This window comes from Mycobacterium rhizamassiliense (assembly GCF_900157375.1).
Classification (GTDB): Bacteria; Actinomycetota; Actinomycetes; order Mycobacteriales; family Mycobacteriaceae; genus Mycobacterium; species Mycobacterium rhizamassiliense.
In genome coordinates this window covers 1,543,967-1,560,488 of sequence record NZ_LT721901.1, presented here as the reverse complement: position 1 = coordinate 1,560,488, position 16,522 = coordinate 1,543,967, and the positions used below count along the sequence as shown (strand labels likewise).

The following is a 16,522-nucleotide window of genomic DNA, read 5'->3' as shown; positions in this document are numbered from 1 at the left end:
CCCCGACGTCCAACGCCCCGAAGTAGTCGCGGTCTGCCCTGCCGGGATCTGGGTGGGGTCGTCGCGGCGGGCGATGAGCCAGCCTTGCTTCCAGACGCGTCGGCCGGCGTTAGAGACAGGAACGGGTTATCTGGGTGGCCTACCCGAGGGCTTTCGGCAGCACACCTGATCGACATGTTCAGCGTGGTGAGCACGCCCCGGCGCTGCCACGGCGATTCAAGACCGCGTTACCTAGTTCGAATTGATCGCGGCCATACACGGAATTAAGTATGTATGGTGGCGCAATGACTCATGTCACGGCGCGCGATGACGCCCTCGCGACAGACGAGATGACCCGCCTGATTGGCCTGCCATTCAACGACTCCGACGACGTCATCAGGGCGGCGGTGGCTGAGGCGAGTGTCCCGTCGCTGTTGATGTCGATGGTCCACATGACCGGCGACGTGGGCTTGCTGGACGAATTACCGAAGCCGTTCATGCTCATCGCCATGGACCTGCAGGGCGGCATGAGTGAGCCGGACAAGCAGGCGGTGCGCGATCGGGCGTTCGACGTGATTTGCGATTACCGCGATCGAGGCTGCCCGCCGCCGTTCGTCCCGGACGCAGCCCAGTTACAGACGATGCTCAACGTCATGTCCGCCGGGCAGGTCACCGCCGAATACCTGGACTACGTCGCCGCCGACTTGCGGTTCAGTGACGCCGACCAACGCGGCCCAGTGCTCGCCTCCACAGCCGAACAGCGCAGCGAGTTCCCCGTGGTCGTCATCGGCTGCGGCGAAGCTGGGTTGCTCGCGGGCATCAAGCTCAAGCATGCCGGCGTGCCGTTCACGATCATCGAGAAGCAGGCGAGTGTCGGTGGGACCTGGCAGGCCAATCGGTACCCGGGTTGCCGCGTCGACATCGCCAACCAGTACTACGCGTATTCATTCGAACCAACCGATCACTGGTCGCACTACTACTCCGAACAGCCGGAGATCCTGAAGTACCTCAACGATGTCATGGAGCGCTACGACATTGCTCCTCACGTGCGCTTTCAGACCGAGGTGACTCGTGCGCAATGGAATGAGCGGACCGGCAGCTGGCAGGTGACCATTCGTACGGACGACGGCCGCGACGAATCGTTGACCGCGCGCGCGGTCATCTGTGCTGTCGGCCAGTTCAGCAACCCGGTGGTCCCGAACATCAAGGGTGCCAGTGATTTCGAGGGCCCGGCCTTCCACACCGCGGACTGGCGCGACGACGTCGATCTAACGGATAAGCGGGTGGCGGTCATCGGCGCGGGGGCCAGCGGCTTTCAGCTCGTGCCCGCTATCGCGGACCAGACCGCGCAGGTCGACGTCTACCAGCGCACTGCGCAGTGGATGGCGCCGAACATCAATTACCACGCTGCCATTCCCGATCCAGCCAGGTGGGCGATCCGCCACTTGCCGTACTACGGACGGTGGCTCCGGTTCGTCTCGTGGTGGCCGATCGCCGACGCGCTGGACGAGCAGGTGACGATCGACCCTGATTGGGACAGCGGCGGCTTGTCTTCCAGTGCGGCCAATCATGGCATCCGCGAGATGTTCATCGCATGGATGCGGGTCTTTTGTAGCGACGAGGAACTGTTGAAAAAGGTGACGCCGAACTACCCGCCGATGGGAAAACGGACGTTGCAGGACAACGGAACCTGGCTCACCACGCTGCAGCGTGACGACGTCGAACTCATCAATGACGGCATCGCCGAAATCACTGCCGACGGGGTCAGGACCATCGACGGCGTGCACCGCCCAGCCGACGTGCTCATCTGGGCCACCGGCTTTGACGTCAACCACCAACTCGGGCCGATCAACGTCCGAGGCCTGGACGGACTCGCCCTCAACGACGCTTGGAGTGATGCGCCCTACGCATACCTGGGCGTCACGGTCCCGAAATTCCCGAACTTCTTCTGCATGTTCGGACCGGGTACCAACGCCGTCAACGGGGCCAGCATCATCTACAACTCCGAGTGCCAGATGCGCTACATCCTGGGCTGCATCGACATGGTGCTGGCCAACAACGCGCGGTATGCGGTGCCCCGGGCCGAGGTCTGCGCCGACTACAACCGCCGCAACCAAGAGCGGCTCAAGACCATGGTCTACACCCACCCAGCAGTGGCCAGCTACTACAAGAACTCCTCAGGCACAGTGCCCACGCTCTACGGCTTCCGCATCTTCGATTACTGGAACTGGACCAACCGTCCCAACCCCGACGACTACGAATTGCAATCCTGACGGCGTCAGCAGGAGCGGAGGAAACGATGGCGGGACGGTCGAGAGCTGCAGCCGTGAGTTCGAGTCGAGCGGTCATGTCCTGCGCGCAAGATGGGCCAGAGCGTGGCGGGCCGCCTGGTAGCCGCACATTCCATGTGCGCCCGCGCGGGGGAGTAGCCGCCGAGCACAGGGACAACCAGGAACGCCGGTGGCGCAAGGGTTCCCGAGTGCTGGTCCGGTGACCAGCTTTTGCAATGAAGTCAGTCCCGCGGTGATCAGCCCACCTGCCCTTGGTCGCCCGGCGGCCTGGGATGCGCGGTGTCACCAGCCAAGAATTCGAGGATGTGGCCGGCTACCACCGCGGGTTGTTCGATCTGGATGAAGTGCCCAGCTCCCTCAATCATGACCGGTGCGCCGTCCTCAGGCAGGGCTCTGGCGAGTATCTGCACGAAGCCTGGATGCAACGCGCCATCACGAGTGCCGTGCAGGTACAGGAATCGACCCCGCGGCATGGCTCTGCTATAGGCGTGCATGTCCGCATAGACCGCCAGCGGGCGCGTATTGCGCACCATGCACCGGTAGTAGGCCAGGGCGGCCGCCCGGTGTCGAAGCGTCGGCAGCGCCGCCAGTGCAGCATGGACGTCGGCGGGATCGACAAGCTCCGGTGACCAGTCGCGCCAAAGCCGGCCAATGATTCGATGCATCAACCGTTCCGGGAGAAACGGCAGCTGAAAAAACATGATGTACCAACTCATTCGCAGTTGCCGGGCCATCAGCGGCACGTACAGTCGCGCAGTGTTGCGCCGGGGCGTTATTCCCTTGATCGGCGGCACGGACATGCTGATGTGGGCGGCGAATGGCGAGCGCGGATGGGCTGCCAGTCCGTTGCAGGTGTAGGAGCCCCAGTCGTGTCCGATGAGCACCGCGCTGCCCTGACCGCCGAGCGATCGGCACAATGCCGCGGCGTCATACATCAGCGCACCGATGTGATAGTCCCCGTCGCCAGGCAGGCTCGTCGGAGCGTAGCCGCGGGTAAATGGTGCAACGACACGAAGTCCTTGGGCGCCGAGAATGGGGCCCAGGTGGCGCCAGCTCCATGCGCTGTCGGGGAAGCCATGCAGACAGACGACGAGTCGCCCGCGCTCGGGACCCCATGCCAATGCGCTCATTCGGAGATGTCCTAGGTCGACCTCCAACACCTCGGGCTGATTTGTCACGTTGGCCGACCTACGCGCGACGGTAGACGCATGGGGGTAAATGTATGGTCGAGCACGCTCATGGCGCAAGCGCGAAGCGGAGATCACGCCACAAAACCCGCGATTAGACAGTGCGAGTGTGTGTATGGTCCAGGCTGGGTGTTCGAGTTCGACGTCACTACGGTCGACGACGGCATTCGGACGTTTTTATTAACCGGCGGGAGCGCGGATGCTGGAGATCATCGACAAGGGGCTCACCACGCGTGCGCACGAAACACCGCTGCTGTTCGTCCATGGGGGACATCACGCCGCGTGGTGCTGGAACGAGCACTTCCTCGACTATTTCGCCAACCGCGGTTTCCGCGCGGCCGCGCTGAGCCTGCGCGCGCACGGCGGCAGCGCGTCCGACAAGCCGCTGCGCAAGCTCTCCGTCGCCGACTATGTCGACGATATAGATACGGCCGCAAAGCAACTCGGCGGCCGACCCATACTCGTCGGCCATTCACTGGGTGGCTTCATCATCCAGAAGTATCTTGAACACCGCGACGACATGCCTGCGGCAGTCCTCATGGCGTCTGTACCGCCTCGGGGCGTCCTGCGCTGCGCGCTTCGGGTGTGGCGCACCCACCCGCTTATTTCGATGCGCGCAATCGCCCGCGGCCAGAACCATGAGGTCTTCACCCGGCGCCCCCGCGCAGCGCTGTTTAGTAGGGACACCCCCAACCCCATCGTCGAAGCAACCGCCGCACGCTGCCAGCGGGAGAGCTTGCGCGCCGCTTTCCTCGATGCCGTTTTCCGGCTGCCCAAGCCTGACTTGGTCTCCACGCCAATGCTCGTACTCGGCGGCGAGGACGACGGCACGCTTACCAACGATGAGGTCCACGCCACCGCCCGCGCCTACGGGACGCAGGCGACGCTGTTCCCCCGAATGGGGCACAACATGATGCTCGAGCCGAGGTGGCAGGACGTCGCCGAGGTCATTTGCGAGTGGTTAGTGAGGAAGAACCTCTGATCCGCGCGATTCGGCGGCTAATTCGTCATGCCCTCGACCGCGCCACACAGTCAACTGCCGGCGGTGTAGGAGTGGGCGCCGGTGCCTGCGAGTGCGCCGCCGTCGACGATCAGGTATTTGTCGCGGGTGGGTTCCCCAGAGAGTAGCCGTCGAGGATAGGCCAGCATCCGGGTGGGAATGCCCATCGGGATCATCATCGATTCGGGCACACCCATCCTCGCCGCCTGCGAGAAGCCGTTGGAGTATTCGGGTCGAATCTTTTGGGCCGAACGTGAGCTCGAAGAACTCGGTATCGAACTTGATGCGCGTTGAGGCTCGGTCCGGATTCGTTGGCGGCCAGGCATCTTCGCCGTCACGTGTGCCAGGCATCGTTCGGTTCGTGATATAGTTAGTGCAACTAACTGATAGTCGACGGGATGCTAGGCAGTCGCTGCGCGATGACACCTGTCGAGCAAGGGAGGGCAACGATGCGACGCGAGGACAACGACAGCTGGGATCTGCTGACCGGAGTGGGCACGACGGCGACGGGGATCGCTGCGGCTCGCGCCTTGGCGTCCAAGGGCGCTGATTCGCTCATCTCAGATCCATTCGCGCGTCCACTGGTGGAAGCGCTCGGTGTCGACTACTACCTGAAAATGGCCGACGGAGAACTCGAGGGCGAAGAAACGGACTCATTCGACCTCTCGGTGATGGCCGACGGAATAGCCGTTCGCACACAGTTTTTCGACGAGTTCTTTCTCAACGCGACCGGTACGGGACTACGACAAGCCGTCATCTTGGCCTCCGGCCTGGACACGCGAGCGTACCGAATGCAGTGGCCCGCGGGGACCACAGTCTTCGAGTTGGATCAGCCCGAGGTCATCGACTTCAAGTCGCGGACGCTCGCTGACATGAAAGTGACACCGACCGCGCGCCTGCACAGTATCGGCATCGACCTGCGCCTGGACTGGCCCTCTGCGCTACTAACGCATGGATTCGACACCAGTCGGCCGACCGCGTGGATCGCCGAAGGCCTACACGGCTACCTGCCCGCTGAAGCCCAAGACCGGTTCTTGGACACGATCACCGACCTGAGCGCCACGGCTAGTCGAATCGCCATCGACTGGCATCCCGACCTGAACATCACCAGCAACGACCGCAGCCGCGAAGTTTCGCGATCTGAACGGCAACGCTCCAACGGGGTAGACATCAAAGACCCCTCAGACATGATCTACCTCGGCCCACGCAACAACATCGGCGACTACCTCAGCGCCCGCGGCTGGCAGATCCAAACCCACACCGCCGAGCAGAGATTCGCCGCAAACAAGATGACCTTCCACCACGATGACGCCGCTGCCGGACTGCTTCGCGCCCACTACACCGTCGCAACACTGGGCTAACGTCACACGGCAGCGCGAGACAAGTGGGATCGCCCTCAAGGAGTTCCGCACTCAAGTCAGGGTCAAATACCGCCGAACTTGCTTTATGCAGCGAAGATTAACAAGCCTTCGCGACACGCTGACATCTTGTCAAAGTAGCTAGGCGTGTCATGTCAATCGTCCGTGCAGCTCGAGATCAGGATCCGGAGCTGTTGTTGGCGAGTGGACCGACCTGACAGAGGTCGCGATTATCGGCGTTGACGGGGGGATCGGCGCACGGTCGGCGAGGCAGCGGCGCGGGCGAGGAGATCGCGAGGTTCAGGATAAGTATCGACCTCCCACGGAGCCGTGCTCACCCTGAAAGTGAGGCGCGTAGCCTCGCCGGATGCCGTCGGCGCAATTTGGAGTATGGGACGTCTCGGAGTGGGAGATCTTCAGCGACGAGACCGAGGGCGTCGAGGAAAAGTATTGGCTGATCGACCCAACGACCCGGCAGCGTTGGCTTTTCAAGCCACCAGTGGTCAAGTTCGATTTTCAACAGGGCGAGGACTGGGCTGAGCGGGTCAGCACCGAACTGGCCCGGCTAATTAGCGTGCCGTGCGCCGACGTCGAGCTCGCCCATCGTGACGGACGGCGAGGCAGCATGTCTCGCTATCTCGCGCCACCTGGTTGGGACCTTCAACCAGGCAAGCTCATGTTGGCCGAATTTGACCCTGACTATGTGTCGCAAGCTAAAGGGCGGCCAGGACACTCCCTTGACCGGATCGCCAGCGCTCTACGCGATGGCCGGGTAGACGCGCCGTTCGGCGCACCGGACGGCTTCAGCGCGTTCGACGTGTTCGCCGGCTACATGGTGCTCGACGCCTGGATCGCCAACCGCGATCGGCACGACGACAATTGGTCGATCCTGACCCCGCCGCCCGGCGAGGCCAACTATCGGCTATGCGGCTCTTACGACCAGTCCAGCAGCCTGGGTTACAACGTCAACCCCAACCAACGTGCGCAGTTACTCAGCGAGCCCGGTGGGGTGCGCCGATGGGCAGCCAAAGGCACCGCGCACCGCTTCGAGCATGGCCCGCAGGGGCCGGTGACCCTGATCGAGCACGCCAGGGCCGCACTGTCGATGTGCTCGCCGGCGGCCAAGACGTTCTGGATCGACAACATCGGCCGGGTGAGACAGGACACGGTTAACGACCTGCTGAATTCGGTTCCGGATTTGTCGGAGCAGTGGCGTACCTTCGCTATAGAACTACTGCACATCAACCACGGAAGGCTTCTCGATGCGTGCCAGCACCTCTAACACCCTGCAAGACAGGGTGTCGGATGCTGCCACGGCGCGCCGCCTCGTGGTGACCTGGCAACACCCGATCGAACGAACGATCTCGCCAGTAGGCATGCTGAGCTTCGACGGCCACGGCTACCGATTCCACTACCTGCGTAAAGCACTGCAAGTCAACGGATTTCGGCCATTCCTCGGTTTCCCGGACCTTCACGGCCAGTACACATCGGACACGTTGTTCCCGCTGTTCGCCCAGCGGGCCATGACGCCGCGCCGCCCAGACTTCACCCGATGGGTCAAACGGCTGGGTCTTCCAGACGACGCGTCACCCTGGGAGCAGATCACCCGATCCGGGGGCCACCGGCAAGGCGACACCATCCAACTGTTCCCGGTCCCCACCGTCGCCGACGGCCGCCTGGAATGCGACTTCCTGGTCCACGGCATGCGCCACATAGCCGACCGGCCAACAACAGTGGTCGGCGACGTCGTCACCCCGACCCGCGATCAGGTCGAACGCCAACTCGCAACACTCGCCCCAGGCGACGAATTACGGCTGCACGATGAACCGTCCAACACCATCAACCCGCTAGCGATCCTGACCACCACCCGCGACAACATGCCGCTCGGCTGGGTCCCGGACCTGCTCGTCGAAGAGATCCACCGCATACCCGACCACCACCGAGCGCGCGTGACAGCGCTCGCCGTCAACGGCCCCGAAGCCGGCTGGCACCTCCGGCTACTGGCCCACCTCTCCCTACTGGTGCCGGACGGCTTCGACGTGTTCGCCGACGAACGCTGGCAGCCCAACACGAGCTGAATCGGCGTGCGCAGCCGTTGCCAGCCCGACAGGTCGGTAACGCTGCAAGAGCCGAAGCGTGGTGACTTTTAATCGCGTTGCACTGCAACAGAATAGGCAATAGGCAGAACCTCCACGTTGCATAAGCGATAATTATCGGCTCACGAAAAAATTTTTGGTAGAGATGCAGCGAGGATTGTCGCCACGGCGTGGGCTGATGTTGAATGCCGGTCAGCATGCAGGTGGTGCCAAAAGCACCCGTCGTCGTGTCCTTCGCTGCCGCGGCGCTATGTGGACAGATCTGCTGAAGCCACTGTCCATTCCCGGATCGCGTTGTTTACCAGTGATTTCGGCAGATGTTCCTGTTCGAGCTGCAGTTCGCGACCATGTTCACGGTGATAGGCGTTGAGCCGCTGATATAGCGCAGCTTCGGTATCGGTGAGCTCGGCGGGGATCGTGTCTGTGGCCTGCTGGGTACCGGTAGTGTGCCAGGCACCGCGATGGGCGTCGAGGACCTTCTCGTCCATCAGGATGCCGGACACCGGCAGCCCGGCCCGGCGCACCGACGCGAGTATCGCGATCCCGGCGCGGTCTATGTCGCCCCAATACACAAGTCGGTTGGCAGTGTGAATCCAGTTTAGCTGGGCCAAGATTGGTGCGGCCTTACCGAGGCCGCCGATCACCGCAACCCCGCCGAGATCGAGGTCGAGTGTTTGACCGGGAGCTTCGTTTTCTACAATGAGGATGATCGCCGGCGCCAGCACGGTGTCGTTGAGGATGGGGATGGTCGCGTGAAAGCGCCGCAACCCCGCGGCGTGAGCGCGTAGCCTCGGGCAGGCCAACGTCACTTGAAGGCGTGTCTGCTTGGCGTCAAGCCCCAGGCGGGCGATGAGCCGCGTCAGTGGATCAGCCCCCTCGGTGTCGGTGTCGGTGTCGGTGTCGAGCATCGCGCACAGCAAGGTCGCGTTCTGTTCGATCCATTTGCTGTGCACGCCGGGTATGCGGATCTGGCGAAGCACGGTCGCATCGCCGGGCCCGACCGCAACGAGGTGGGTGGCCACGGTGAGCGCGGTCGCCCACTCGGCGGCGTCGAGGCCAGCGATGGTCTTGCCGGACTTAAAAGGAATGTCGCTCAGCACATTCCACGCGATTTGAGGTGTGGCCAGGGCCTGCGCGAATCGGCCGGCCGCCAGCTCATACGAGGCAACGATGTCAGGGTCGGCGACCGAGAGCGCGGAGTCAAGGTCATCGATCACCCATGTGATGGGAAGCACATGGGTGCCCAGCCGGCGGGCGCGGCGCGCGGCAGTGATGAGCCGGCCGGGTATTCGATGCTTGTCGATGGCTGAACGCCAGGTGCCGGCCCAGGCAGTAGCGGCGATGACGTGGTCGTCGAACAGCGTGCCCTGGGGAGCCTTCAGGGTCAGCTTGAGCGGCCACGGACCGTCTTGCCCGAGTGCCCAGTGCAGCCATAAGTCGGCGCAACGCCGGCGCAGCTCACCGATCGCGGCCTCCACCGACAGCATCACCTCGGCATCACCGCACTGTGGCGGCCGCCGGTGTGCCGGCAAGCTCGTGGCTGATCTCGGCGAATTCCCGCACGGTCACGGTGCGGGTGGAGGCGATCGGTTCGGTGCCGGGGGTATCACGCTTGGACACCATGACCACGCCGTCGATGTAGGGCTGGATGGTAGTGGTGTTTTGCACGGTCGCCACGATCAACAGTTGGAACCCGAACTTACGGAATGCCGAGAGCGCCTGATCGGCGAACACCGGGTCTGATTTCGAGAACGCCTCATCGAGCATCAGCTGTGAAAACACCGGCCGGTTATCGCTCGTGGAAGGATCGGCCAGGTTGAAACTCAACGCCCCGGCCAGGCAAAACGCCATCAGCTTTTCCTGCTCACCACCCGAGTTGGCGCCGGCATTGCTGTAGGTGCGGATCAGTGCACCTGTCGTGGAGTCGGTTTCGGCGCAGTACAGGGTGAAGCGGTTCCGTACATCGAGGGCGTCGCGCGTCCACTGACGGGCCTCAGCGCTGTCGGAGGCCAGCAGGTTCCGCAGCTCCAGAATGTCGCGGTACTGATCGTGGGTGGCCTTCTCATCGCGCATCGACACCGCAAGCGAGCGCCCCGAGATCCGCCGGGCCCGTTCGTGCAGATCTGTGACTGCAGTCAGCTTCTTGGGGTCGGCGTGCAGCGACAGCCGTGTACCGCGGTTGAATTCCACCGACCCTAAACCGCGGTTCACCCGAGCGATCTGCTCCTCGATGTGTTGGGCCTCTTCTTCGGCTTTCTGGTAGAGGTGCAGCGCGGCCATGGGCGCTTGTTCGGTGATCAGCCGCAGCATACGGTCGTGGGCCTGGGGCAGTTCGCGGTCATCGATGCGCCGGCACAACGCAACGTAGTCGTGGATCTTTTCGTCGAGATCGTCACTGTTGTTCGGGATCGCATCTTCGAACTGTGCATCGAAGTTGCTGATGATCCGTTTCAACTCGTTGGTCAAACGGTTGACTGAATCTTGCAGCGTACCTTGGTCTTTCTCGATCGCCCGGACGAGTTCGGCCTTGTAAGGGGCGGGCGCCAGGATCTCGAGGGGGATCGACAGTTGCGGCCGATAGGTCTCCAGCGCGGCGCGCGCGCTCGGCCCGACCACGCCGGGTTTGAGTGTCTCCTGCAGGTCCAGCAGCTTGGTGCGGCGATCGTCGCTGGCTGTTTCGCGTTCGGTCAAGATGCTGATCCGTCCGGTCAGCGCGCTGCTCTGGTCGAGTAGATCTTCGGCCTGATTCTCGAGTTTGGCCAGGTCGGGGTTGGCGGCCTCGAGGGCTTCGAGTTGTTCTTGGAGCCGGCGAACCTCGGCGTCGGCGCCGTCGGTGTCGATGTCGCTGAACATGGTGAAGCTCACGTGCAGGGTGTTCCACCGGTCTCTGTCGATCGACAGCGACTCAATTGTGTTGTGCAGCTTGGTTATCGCGGCGTCGCTGGCCTGGAAGTCGGCGGTGGCTTCGTCGAGTTCAATTCGCAGCGCGGCGATCTTGGCGGCGATGTCGCCTTGGTAAATGTATTGGGAGGCTGACAATGTGGCGCGGTCGTCTTTGACCGAGCGAGTCTCACTTTCCTTGTAGAGGCCCTCGACGGTGATCGCACGCCGGTGGTGGGGGAATTCGTCGGTCCCGCTGACGCGCACATAGTCGCCGACCTTGGCAATCAGTCGCGTTGCTGTACCGGCGCTTTCATGCTTCGCATCGGTCAGCCCGAGGCATTCAGCCAACGTGCCCGACTGCGGCGCGACCGGGGCGATCCCGCCGGCGGGGACGTGCTCGAGGCGGACCAGGCCCCGCATGTGGTGGTCGTTGACATAGCGCAGCACCTCGCGGTGGTAGCGGTCGGGCACCAGCAACACCAGACCTGTTGTCCGCAAGACTTTTTCAACAGCCGTGCGCCATGGCTTGAAGTCAGTCTTGAGGTCGAGCAGCTCGCACACATACCGCAACTGCTTGGCCGGGGCGCCGAGCGCGGCCGCGATCTCTCCGCGGATGCGGTCTTCGTTGGCCGGTACTGATGTGCCGAGCCGCTCAACGCGGGCGAGTTCCTCGCGGGCGGCCGTCATCTGGTCGCGCGCTGCTACACGTCGCGGGCCCTCGTCGTTGGCCAGCCGTTCCCGCAGCGCCTTGAGCTCCTCGGCGATCCGCACGATTTCGGTCTGCGCCATGGCGCGCATGGTGTCGAAATCGTCGGCGGACTGCACCTGGGGCGCGGTCCAACCCAGGTCGAAGATCTGGGTGTCGTAGTCGTGGCGGCGCCGCGAAGTCGTGTCGGCGCGGTCTTCGGCCACCGCGAATTCGTGGCGCAGCGTTGACAATCCTGACCCGGCCGCAGCGATGCGCGCGGTGAGTTCGTCACGGGTGCGGATCAGCACCCGGTTTTTCGAATTCAACCCATCGCGCTGAGCGCCGATCTGCTCGATGTCGGCGTCCAGCACGCTGACCTCGGGTCCGATGGCGGCCAGACGCAACTCGTCGACCCAGTCATGCACCATCTGTTTGTCGACGACGCCAATGCTGGCCAACTGCGCGGACTCGGTCACGTAGCGGTCGTGGATGATCTCGATGTCGCCGAGGACCCGACGTTTGGACTGCGCCACCCCCAACGCTTTACGGGCATCAACCAGCGGGGTGATCGCTTCGACCGCATCACGGATCCCGGTGATGCTCTCCGGAGTGTCGAGCATGTAGTCGCGGACGAACTGCTCCAGCCCGCCCACGCTTTTCAACGATTTAGCCTTGCCCAGCAGCTGCAGGGCGGCCGTCGAGCCGTGGATGCCGATCTTGGAGTACAGCTGGTCGAGGTACCAGCGTTCGTTATCGCGCTTGCCGCGCCAGCCAGCCGATTCGAACACGCTGCGGGCGTAGTTCTTGTCGCGCCAGGTGTTACACAGTTCGAGGATGTCAGCGTCGGCGTTGATCAGGTGATAGGAGCTCGAGGCGTCGGTGTCGGCACCGGCGGCCAGCCATTTCAGGACCAGCCCGGTGATGACGGTGTCGTCGCTGCCGGTGTAGGTGATCGCCACCGCTGACCAGGCCGGCCCGCTGCCACGCAGATACATCGGCTTGGCGCGTTCGCCGGCCTCCTGGCGCTCACCCCACAATCCGCGAATGTATTTGTCGACGGTGCGCTTACCGAGGTTGGATCCGGCCGCAGTGCTGTCGCTTGAGGCGTTGAAGTTCCGCCGCGACGCCGACAGAAATGCAAGCGAGACCGCGTCCAGCAGTGAGGATTTCCCGCTTCCCGAGGCGCCGGTGATCAACGTGCCGTTGCGGCTGAGGTGCAGGTCGTGATAGCCGTCAAACACACCCCAGTTGATGACCTGCAGCCGAGACAGCCACACCTGCCGCGCCGGCGAGCTAGCCGTCATCGTCGCGGCCCTCCCCGTCGTCGATCAGCGTGTCCTCACCGTCGGCTGCGGTCTCGGCGGCGTCGGGATCAGCGCCGCGGGTAAGTAGCTGCTCGAATTCCTTGCTGAGTTCGTCGACCATCTGTCCGGTCATGATTGCCAGGATCACCGGGCTGATGGCGTAGGTATCGTCGTCGTCGCGGGTGCGCAGCAGGATCTGCGTTTTGACCAGCCTGGTGATGGCCTCGTCGATGCGGTTGCGCAGCATGGCTTCGTCGCGATCGACCCTATGCCTGACGTTGCCGAAAAGGTCGTGGATGTCGGCCTTGCTTATCAGCACATGCTCGTCGTGTGACGTGCGCATGATCTTGGCCAGATGCAACGCAACGATCGAGGCATAGGTGCCCATCGGTTCGCGGCGTAACACCCTGCGGCTGTGCTGATTTGGGCTGTCCAGCAAGGCCGGTTCGGCGTAGGCGACCTCGAGGTCGTCGTGGATCCGTAGCCGCAGATCAAGCTCACACAACCGCGAGGCCAGCACTTTGCGGTGCTCCAGCAGCCACGCCCACCGCTCAGGGGAGTCCTGCTTGGTCAAGTAGCGGCGGGTCAGCAGGTTTTGCAACGCCCAGCACGCCTGGTTGGACAATTCGCTGACGTCGCCGTCGAAGCGCGGCACCCGCACCGTATCGGCAACCGAGGCATCGACGTCGACGTCGGGCAGGTCGTCGAAGTTGAAATTGTCCAGATGCGTGCTCATAGCCCGCCTGCGCTGGCCACTCGGTCACGAAACATCAACGTCGGCACCTCAATTTCCCGGTCGACGCCGTCGCGGGATCGGAACCGCACCCGACGCGCTGCCGCCGAGGCCGCGGCATCGGGGTCTTGGCGCACCGCCAACGCCCACAACACCACCACATCACCGAGGTACGGGGCATCGACCATGCCGATCATCTCCGGCAACGACACCGGCCCCGCCTGCACGGCGGTGTTCACCAGTTCAGTCAGTTGCGGAATGTCGACCTGGCTGGCCAGACCGGTGAACCCGCTCAGGTCAGCGGTGGCTTCGGCCTGCCGCGCCGGCCGCGGCGGCGAGGGATCCTGAATGTCGAAAGCGATCGCACCCACACTGGTCAACGCTGAACGCCCGATCGGCAACTCCGCTCGGGTAGGGGAGTCGACCACCGACTGCCTCAACAACGCATGCCCAACACCGATGGCGTCGTTGATCTGGCGGGCCAACCCGCGTGCCTGCTCGGCGGTGCCGGCCGCGAAAAACCGCTTGATCCGCAGCGCGCAGCGTTGCTCGATCCGGATCACCTCACCGATCTGCTCGGCGACCCGAGGGAAGAACTGCACCATGACCTCGCGCAGACTGGCGTCAAGGTCGGGCAGCGATTCAACGACGGTGGTGATATCCGAGCGCAGCCGGGCCCGCTGATCCGGGTCTTGCACCATCCGGGTGAAAGCGGTGTAGGAAGCCCTCTCCCGGGAATCGAACAGCGCCTCGTAGTCAGTGAACAGCCGCCGCGACCGGTCCCGAAACGCGGTGTCGGAATCCTCGGGACCTTCGATCAACGCCGTGGTGATCTCGTTCTGCATCCCGCCATAACGCACGATATCGGTAATGACCTGCTCCATCTGATAGGCAATCGCCCGTCCTTCATCGGCTAGGTCGACCAGATTGGGCTGGGGTCGCCGCCCCTCGGCGAGGTCCTCGAGCTGGCGGTAGAGCGCCTCGATCTGCTCCTCGAGGTCGATGCGGATCCGTTCGGGATCGCCGTCGAGCTGCGAGGCGATCCGCTTGAGACCACTGGCAATACTGACCATCGACCCACCGGTCGCCACGCTGTCCGCGCGCCGCTGCCGCCGCAGAAACGCCAGCACGCTTCGGGCATCCTCAGTCAGCGAGCACACGTTCTGCGAAGCCTGACCAGTGCCACCGGAGACCCGGTTCAACCACCCCGAACTGGCCCACCCCTTGATCAGCCCCAAGCCAGTCTGATCCGGCAGCCCCACCTCGGCTAAATCCTGCTCGATACGCGAGACAAGTTCTGCCTCAGTGATTTTCGCGCTGCCATCCAGGTGGCGTTCCATCAACGCCACGTAGGCAGCCAAATTCTTGGCGGCGAACAGCCGCACCGCCGGCGCATCCTGCAGCGACTCATTCGACGCGAACAGCTCACCGACCCCGGAGCCACTCATTGGGCGCCTCCCCGTCTCGGTCCCGTGTGCGTCCACCATTATCCCGGTCCCGCCGACAGCCAGTGTCACGAAATGCGGATCGCGCGGCAGGATGAACCCGTGGCAGCACACGAGTTCCGCAACGACGACCGCGGCTACGCGACATGGCTGTCTGCCCACCGCGTCGGCTATGTGCTTAACATTGCAGCCAGCCACAGTCCCGCCGAGGCGAAGGTGCACCACGCCCGCTGCTCACACATCGCCCCTCGTGACGGTAAGTCCGCGACCGGCTCATACGTGAAGGTCTGCGCCGTCGAGTTGGCCGAGCTCCAGCAGTGGGCGGCCGAACACACGCTTCCGTTGCCGCCGCTATGCGGCTCCTGCCACCGCGCTCAGCCGACCCGGCCGGCCACGGTAGTTCGCCGCCACGCCCGGGCGCCGCTTCCCGAGAGCCGCGCCCGCACCGAGGGCCCGAACACAAGGTGCGGTGCAATACAGGCTTGGGCCGATGACTACCTCCGCTACGGCGCGGCGCGGCCACCGTGGCAACACGATCTCCGCAACGACCTGCGCACGCGGCTCCAGAAGCTGCAGCCCTCCGCCGGGCAGATCCTGCACGCCACGTTCGTCGGCGACAAACCCGACGACTCGGACGTCGAAAACCTCGTACTGTACAACGTCGACGCCTTCAAAACAGCGGGAGCGAACGGAATCCGCTTCGAACAAGGCACCAAAGTTCCACCAGCCACCGACGGCGCCGACTATGCGTTCTACTACCGCTACGAGCTACAACCATCTTCGGCGGGCTTCCACCAATGGCACGCAGTGCGAGAGCTGGCGTCGTTCGACTGGGCCGACCTCGGCGCCTTCCCCGAGGACCGAAGGGTCGCTCAAGTGTGGCTGGCGCTGAAGCGCAGCCACACCGCCACCGTGGCTCCGATACCGCTGCGCGCCGGCACACCATTTGCCGTCACAGTGACGATCCGATCGCCGCACACCGTCAGCGAGCCGCGCCCGGACCTGAAGATGAAAAGCGTCCTCGACGGCGTGATCGCCGCCTTCCAGGCCCACACCGACACCGCCGTCCTCGCCGATGTCGCGGCCCGACTTGCGACCGCGCTGCCGGCGCCAAGCACCGAAATCGCCCACTATCTGAGCGACGAACAGCGCGCGGTGCTCGGCACAGTGCCCCAACTGGTCCGACCGCACCGACCGGCCGGCACCTGGAATCCCGGCGATCACTGGTGCGTGGCCGGTGAACTACTGGCTGCCGAACCGGGGGACAAGTGCTGGGCGATCCGCGGGCAGATCGTTGAGATCTCCCGCGAGGTCGGCTCGCGCTGAGCAGAGCCACCTCGTCGGGATTGCCGGTACGCCACTGCGCCCAGTGACGCATCGCGGGATTATCGGCTTTTTGTTTTTGGTTTGCTCCGGAACATGTCGGTGCTCGAACTGCTCGGCGTTGGGGGTCGGACGGCGGAAGTGGTTGCTCGGAAGCGTGTCGGTTGAAATCTCGGCGTCAGCACGGCTGATGCTAGCTACGATGCGTCTATGACGAATCCGTCGGACAGCACTG

General features: G+C 63.8%; 12 protein-coding genes. 6 read left to right on the top strand and 6 right to left on the bottom strand.

The features are described from left to right. Nucleotides 1-284: 284 nt before the first annotated feature. Complete coding sequence (locus MRAB57_RS07630) at nucleotides 285-2,252, top strand: flavin-containing monooxygenase (protein WP_077090453.1); 1,968 nt, start codon at nucleotides 285-287, stop codon at nucleotides 2,250-2,252. Between the two features lie 254 nt (nucleotides 2,253-2,506). Here MRAB57_RS07630 and MRAB57_RS07625 read toward each other — a convergent pair whose 3' ends face one another. Next, on the bottom strand, nucleotides 2,507-3,400 hold the full coding sequence (locus MRAB57_RS07625) for an alpha/beta fold hydrolase (RefSeq protein WP_077087031.1): 894 nt from the start codon (nucleotides 3,398-3,400) through the stop codon (nucleotides 2,507-2,509). Nucleotides 3,401-3,656: 256 nt separating this feature from the next. Between MRAB57_RS07625 and MRAB57_RS07620 the strand changes: the two genes are divergently transcribed. Further along, entirely contained in the window at nucleotides 3,657-4,439 is a 783-nt protein-coding gene (locus MRAB57_RS07620) for an alpha/beta hydrolase (protein ID WP_077087030.1), read from the top strand. A 50-nt stretch (nucleotides 4,440-4,489) separates the two neighbouring features. Here MRAB57_RS07620 and MRAB57_RS28485 read toward each other — a convergent pair whose 3' ends face one another. Then, nucleotides 4,490-4,654: a hypothetical protein gene (locus MRAB57_RS28485; protein WP_157900572.1), complete on the bottom strand. Its 165-nt coding sequence runs from the start codon at nucleotides 4,652-4,654 to the stop codon at nucleotides 4,490-4,492. Nucleotides 4,655-4,906: 252 nt separating this feature from the next. On the opposite strand from MRAB57_RS28485, the gene MRAB57_RS07610 reads away from it, so the two are divergent. The 3 genes from MRAB57_RS07610 to MRAB57_RS07600 all read left to right on the top strand — a co-directional run bounded on the left by MRAB57_RS07610 (nucleotide 4,907) and on the right by MRAB57_RS07600 (nucleotide 7,893). Beyond that, complete coding sequence (locus MRAB57_RS07610; RefSeq protein WP_077087029.1) at nucleotides 4,907-5,818, top strand: SAM-dependent methyltransferase; 912 nt, start codon at nucleotides 4,907-4,909, stop codon at nucleotides 5,816-5,818. 364 nt (nucleotides 5,819-6,182) lie between these two features. Then, entirely contained in the window at nucleotides 6,183-7,097 is a 915-nt protein-coding gene (locus MRAB57_RS07605; protein ID WP_077087028.1) for a HipA domain-containing protein, read from the top strand. Further along, entirely contained in the window at nucleotides 7,078-7,893 is an 816-nt protein-coding gene (locus MRAB57_RS07600; RefSeq protein ID WP_077087027.1) for a hypothetical protein, read from the top strand. The genes MRAB57_RS07605 and MRAB57_RS07600 overlap by 20 nt, the downstream gene beginning before the upstream one ends. Nucleotides 7,894-8,159: 266 nt before the next feature. Here MRAB57_RS07600 and MRAB57_RS07595 read toward each other — a convergent pair whose 3' ends face one another. From MRAB57_RS07595 to MRAB57_RS07580, 4 genes are read right to left on the bottom strand one after another with little or no spacing between them, the layout of a single operon-like run. After that, entirely contained in the window at nucleotides 8,160-9,389 is a 1,230-nt protein-coding gene (locus MRAB57_RS07595; RefSeq protein WP_173813915.1) for a Wadjet anti-phage system protein JetD domain-containing protein, read from the bottom strand. A gap of 19 nt (nucleotides 9,390-9,408) precedes the next feature. Then, complete coding sequence (locus MRAB57_RS07590) at nucleotides 9,409-12,786, bottom strand: ATP-binding protein (RefSeq protein ID WP_077087025.1); 3,378 nt, start codon at nucleotides 12,784-12,786, stop codon at nucleotides 9,409-9,411. Then, nucleotides 12,776-13,522 (bottom strand): DUF4194 domain-containing protein, encoded by a 747-nt coding sequence (locus tag MRAB57_RS07585; protein ID WP_077087024.1) that lies wholly within the window; start codon nucleotides 13,520-13,522, stop codon nucleotides 12,776-12,778. The genes MRAB57_RS07590 and MRAB57_RS07585 overlap by 11 nt, the downstream gene beginning before the upstream one ends. Beyond that, nucleotides 13,519-14,967 (bottom strand): DUF3375 family protein, encoded by a 1,449-nt coding sequence (locus tag MRAB57_RS07580; RefSeq protein WP_077087023.1) that lies wholly within the window; start codon nucleotides 14,965-14,967, stop codon nucleotides 13,519-13,521. Before MRAB57_RS07580 ends, MRAB57_RS07585 begins: the two co-directional genes overlap by 4 nt. Before the next feature lie 99 nt (nucleotides 14,968-15,066). On the opposite strand from MRAB57_RS07580, the gene MRAB57_RS07575 reads away from it, so the two are divergent. Continuing rightward, nucleotides 15,067-16,290 carry a hypothetical protein gene (locus tag MRAB57_RS07575; protein ID WP_157900570.1) on the top strand — a complete coding sequence of 408 codons (1,224 nt, stop codon included), beginning with the start codon at nucleotides 15,067-15,069 and terminating at the stop codon, nucleotides 16,288-16,290. The last annotated feature ends 232 nt before the right edge of the window (nucleotides 16,291-16,522 follow it).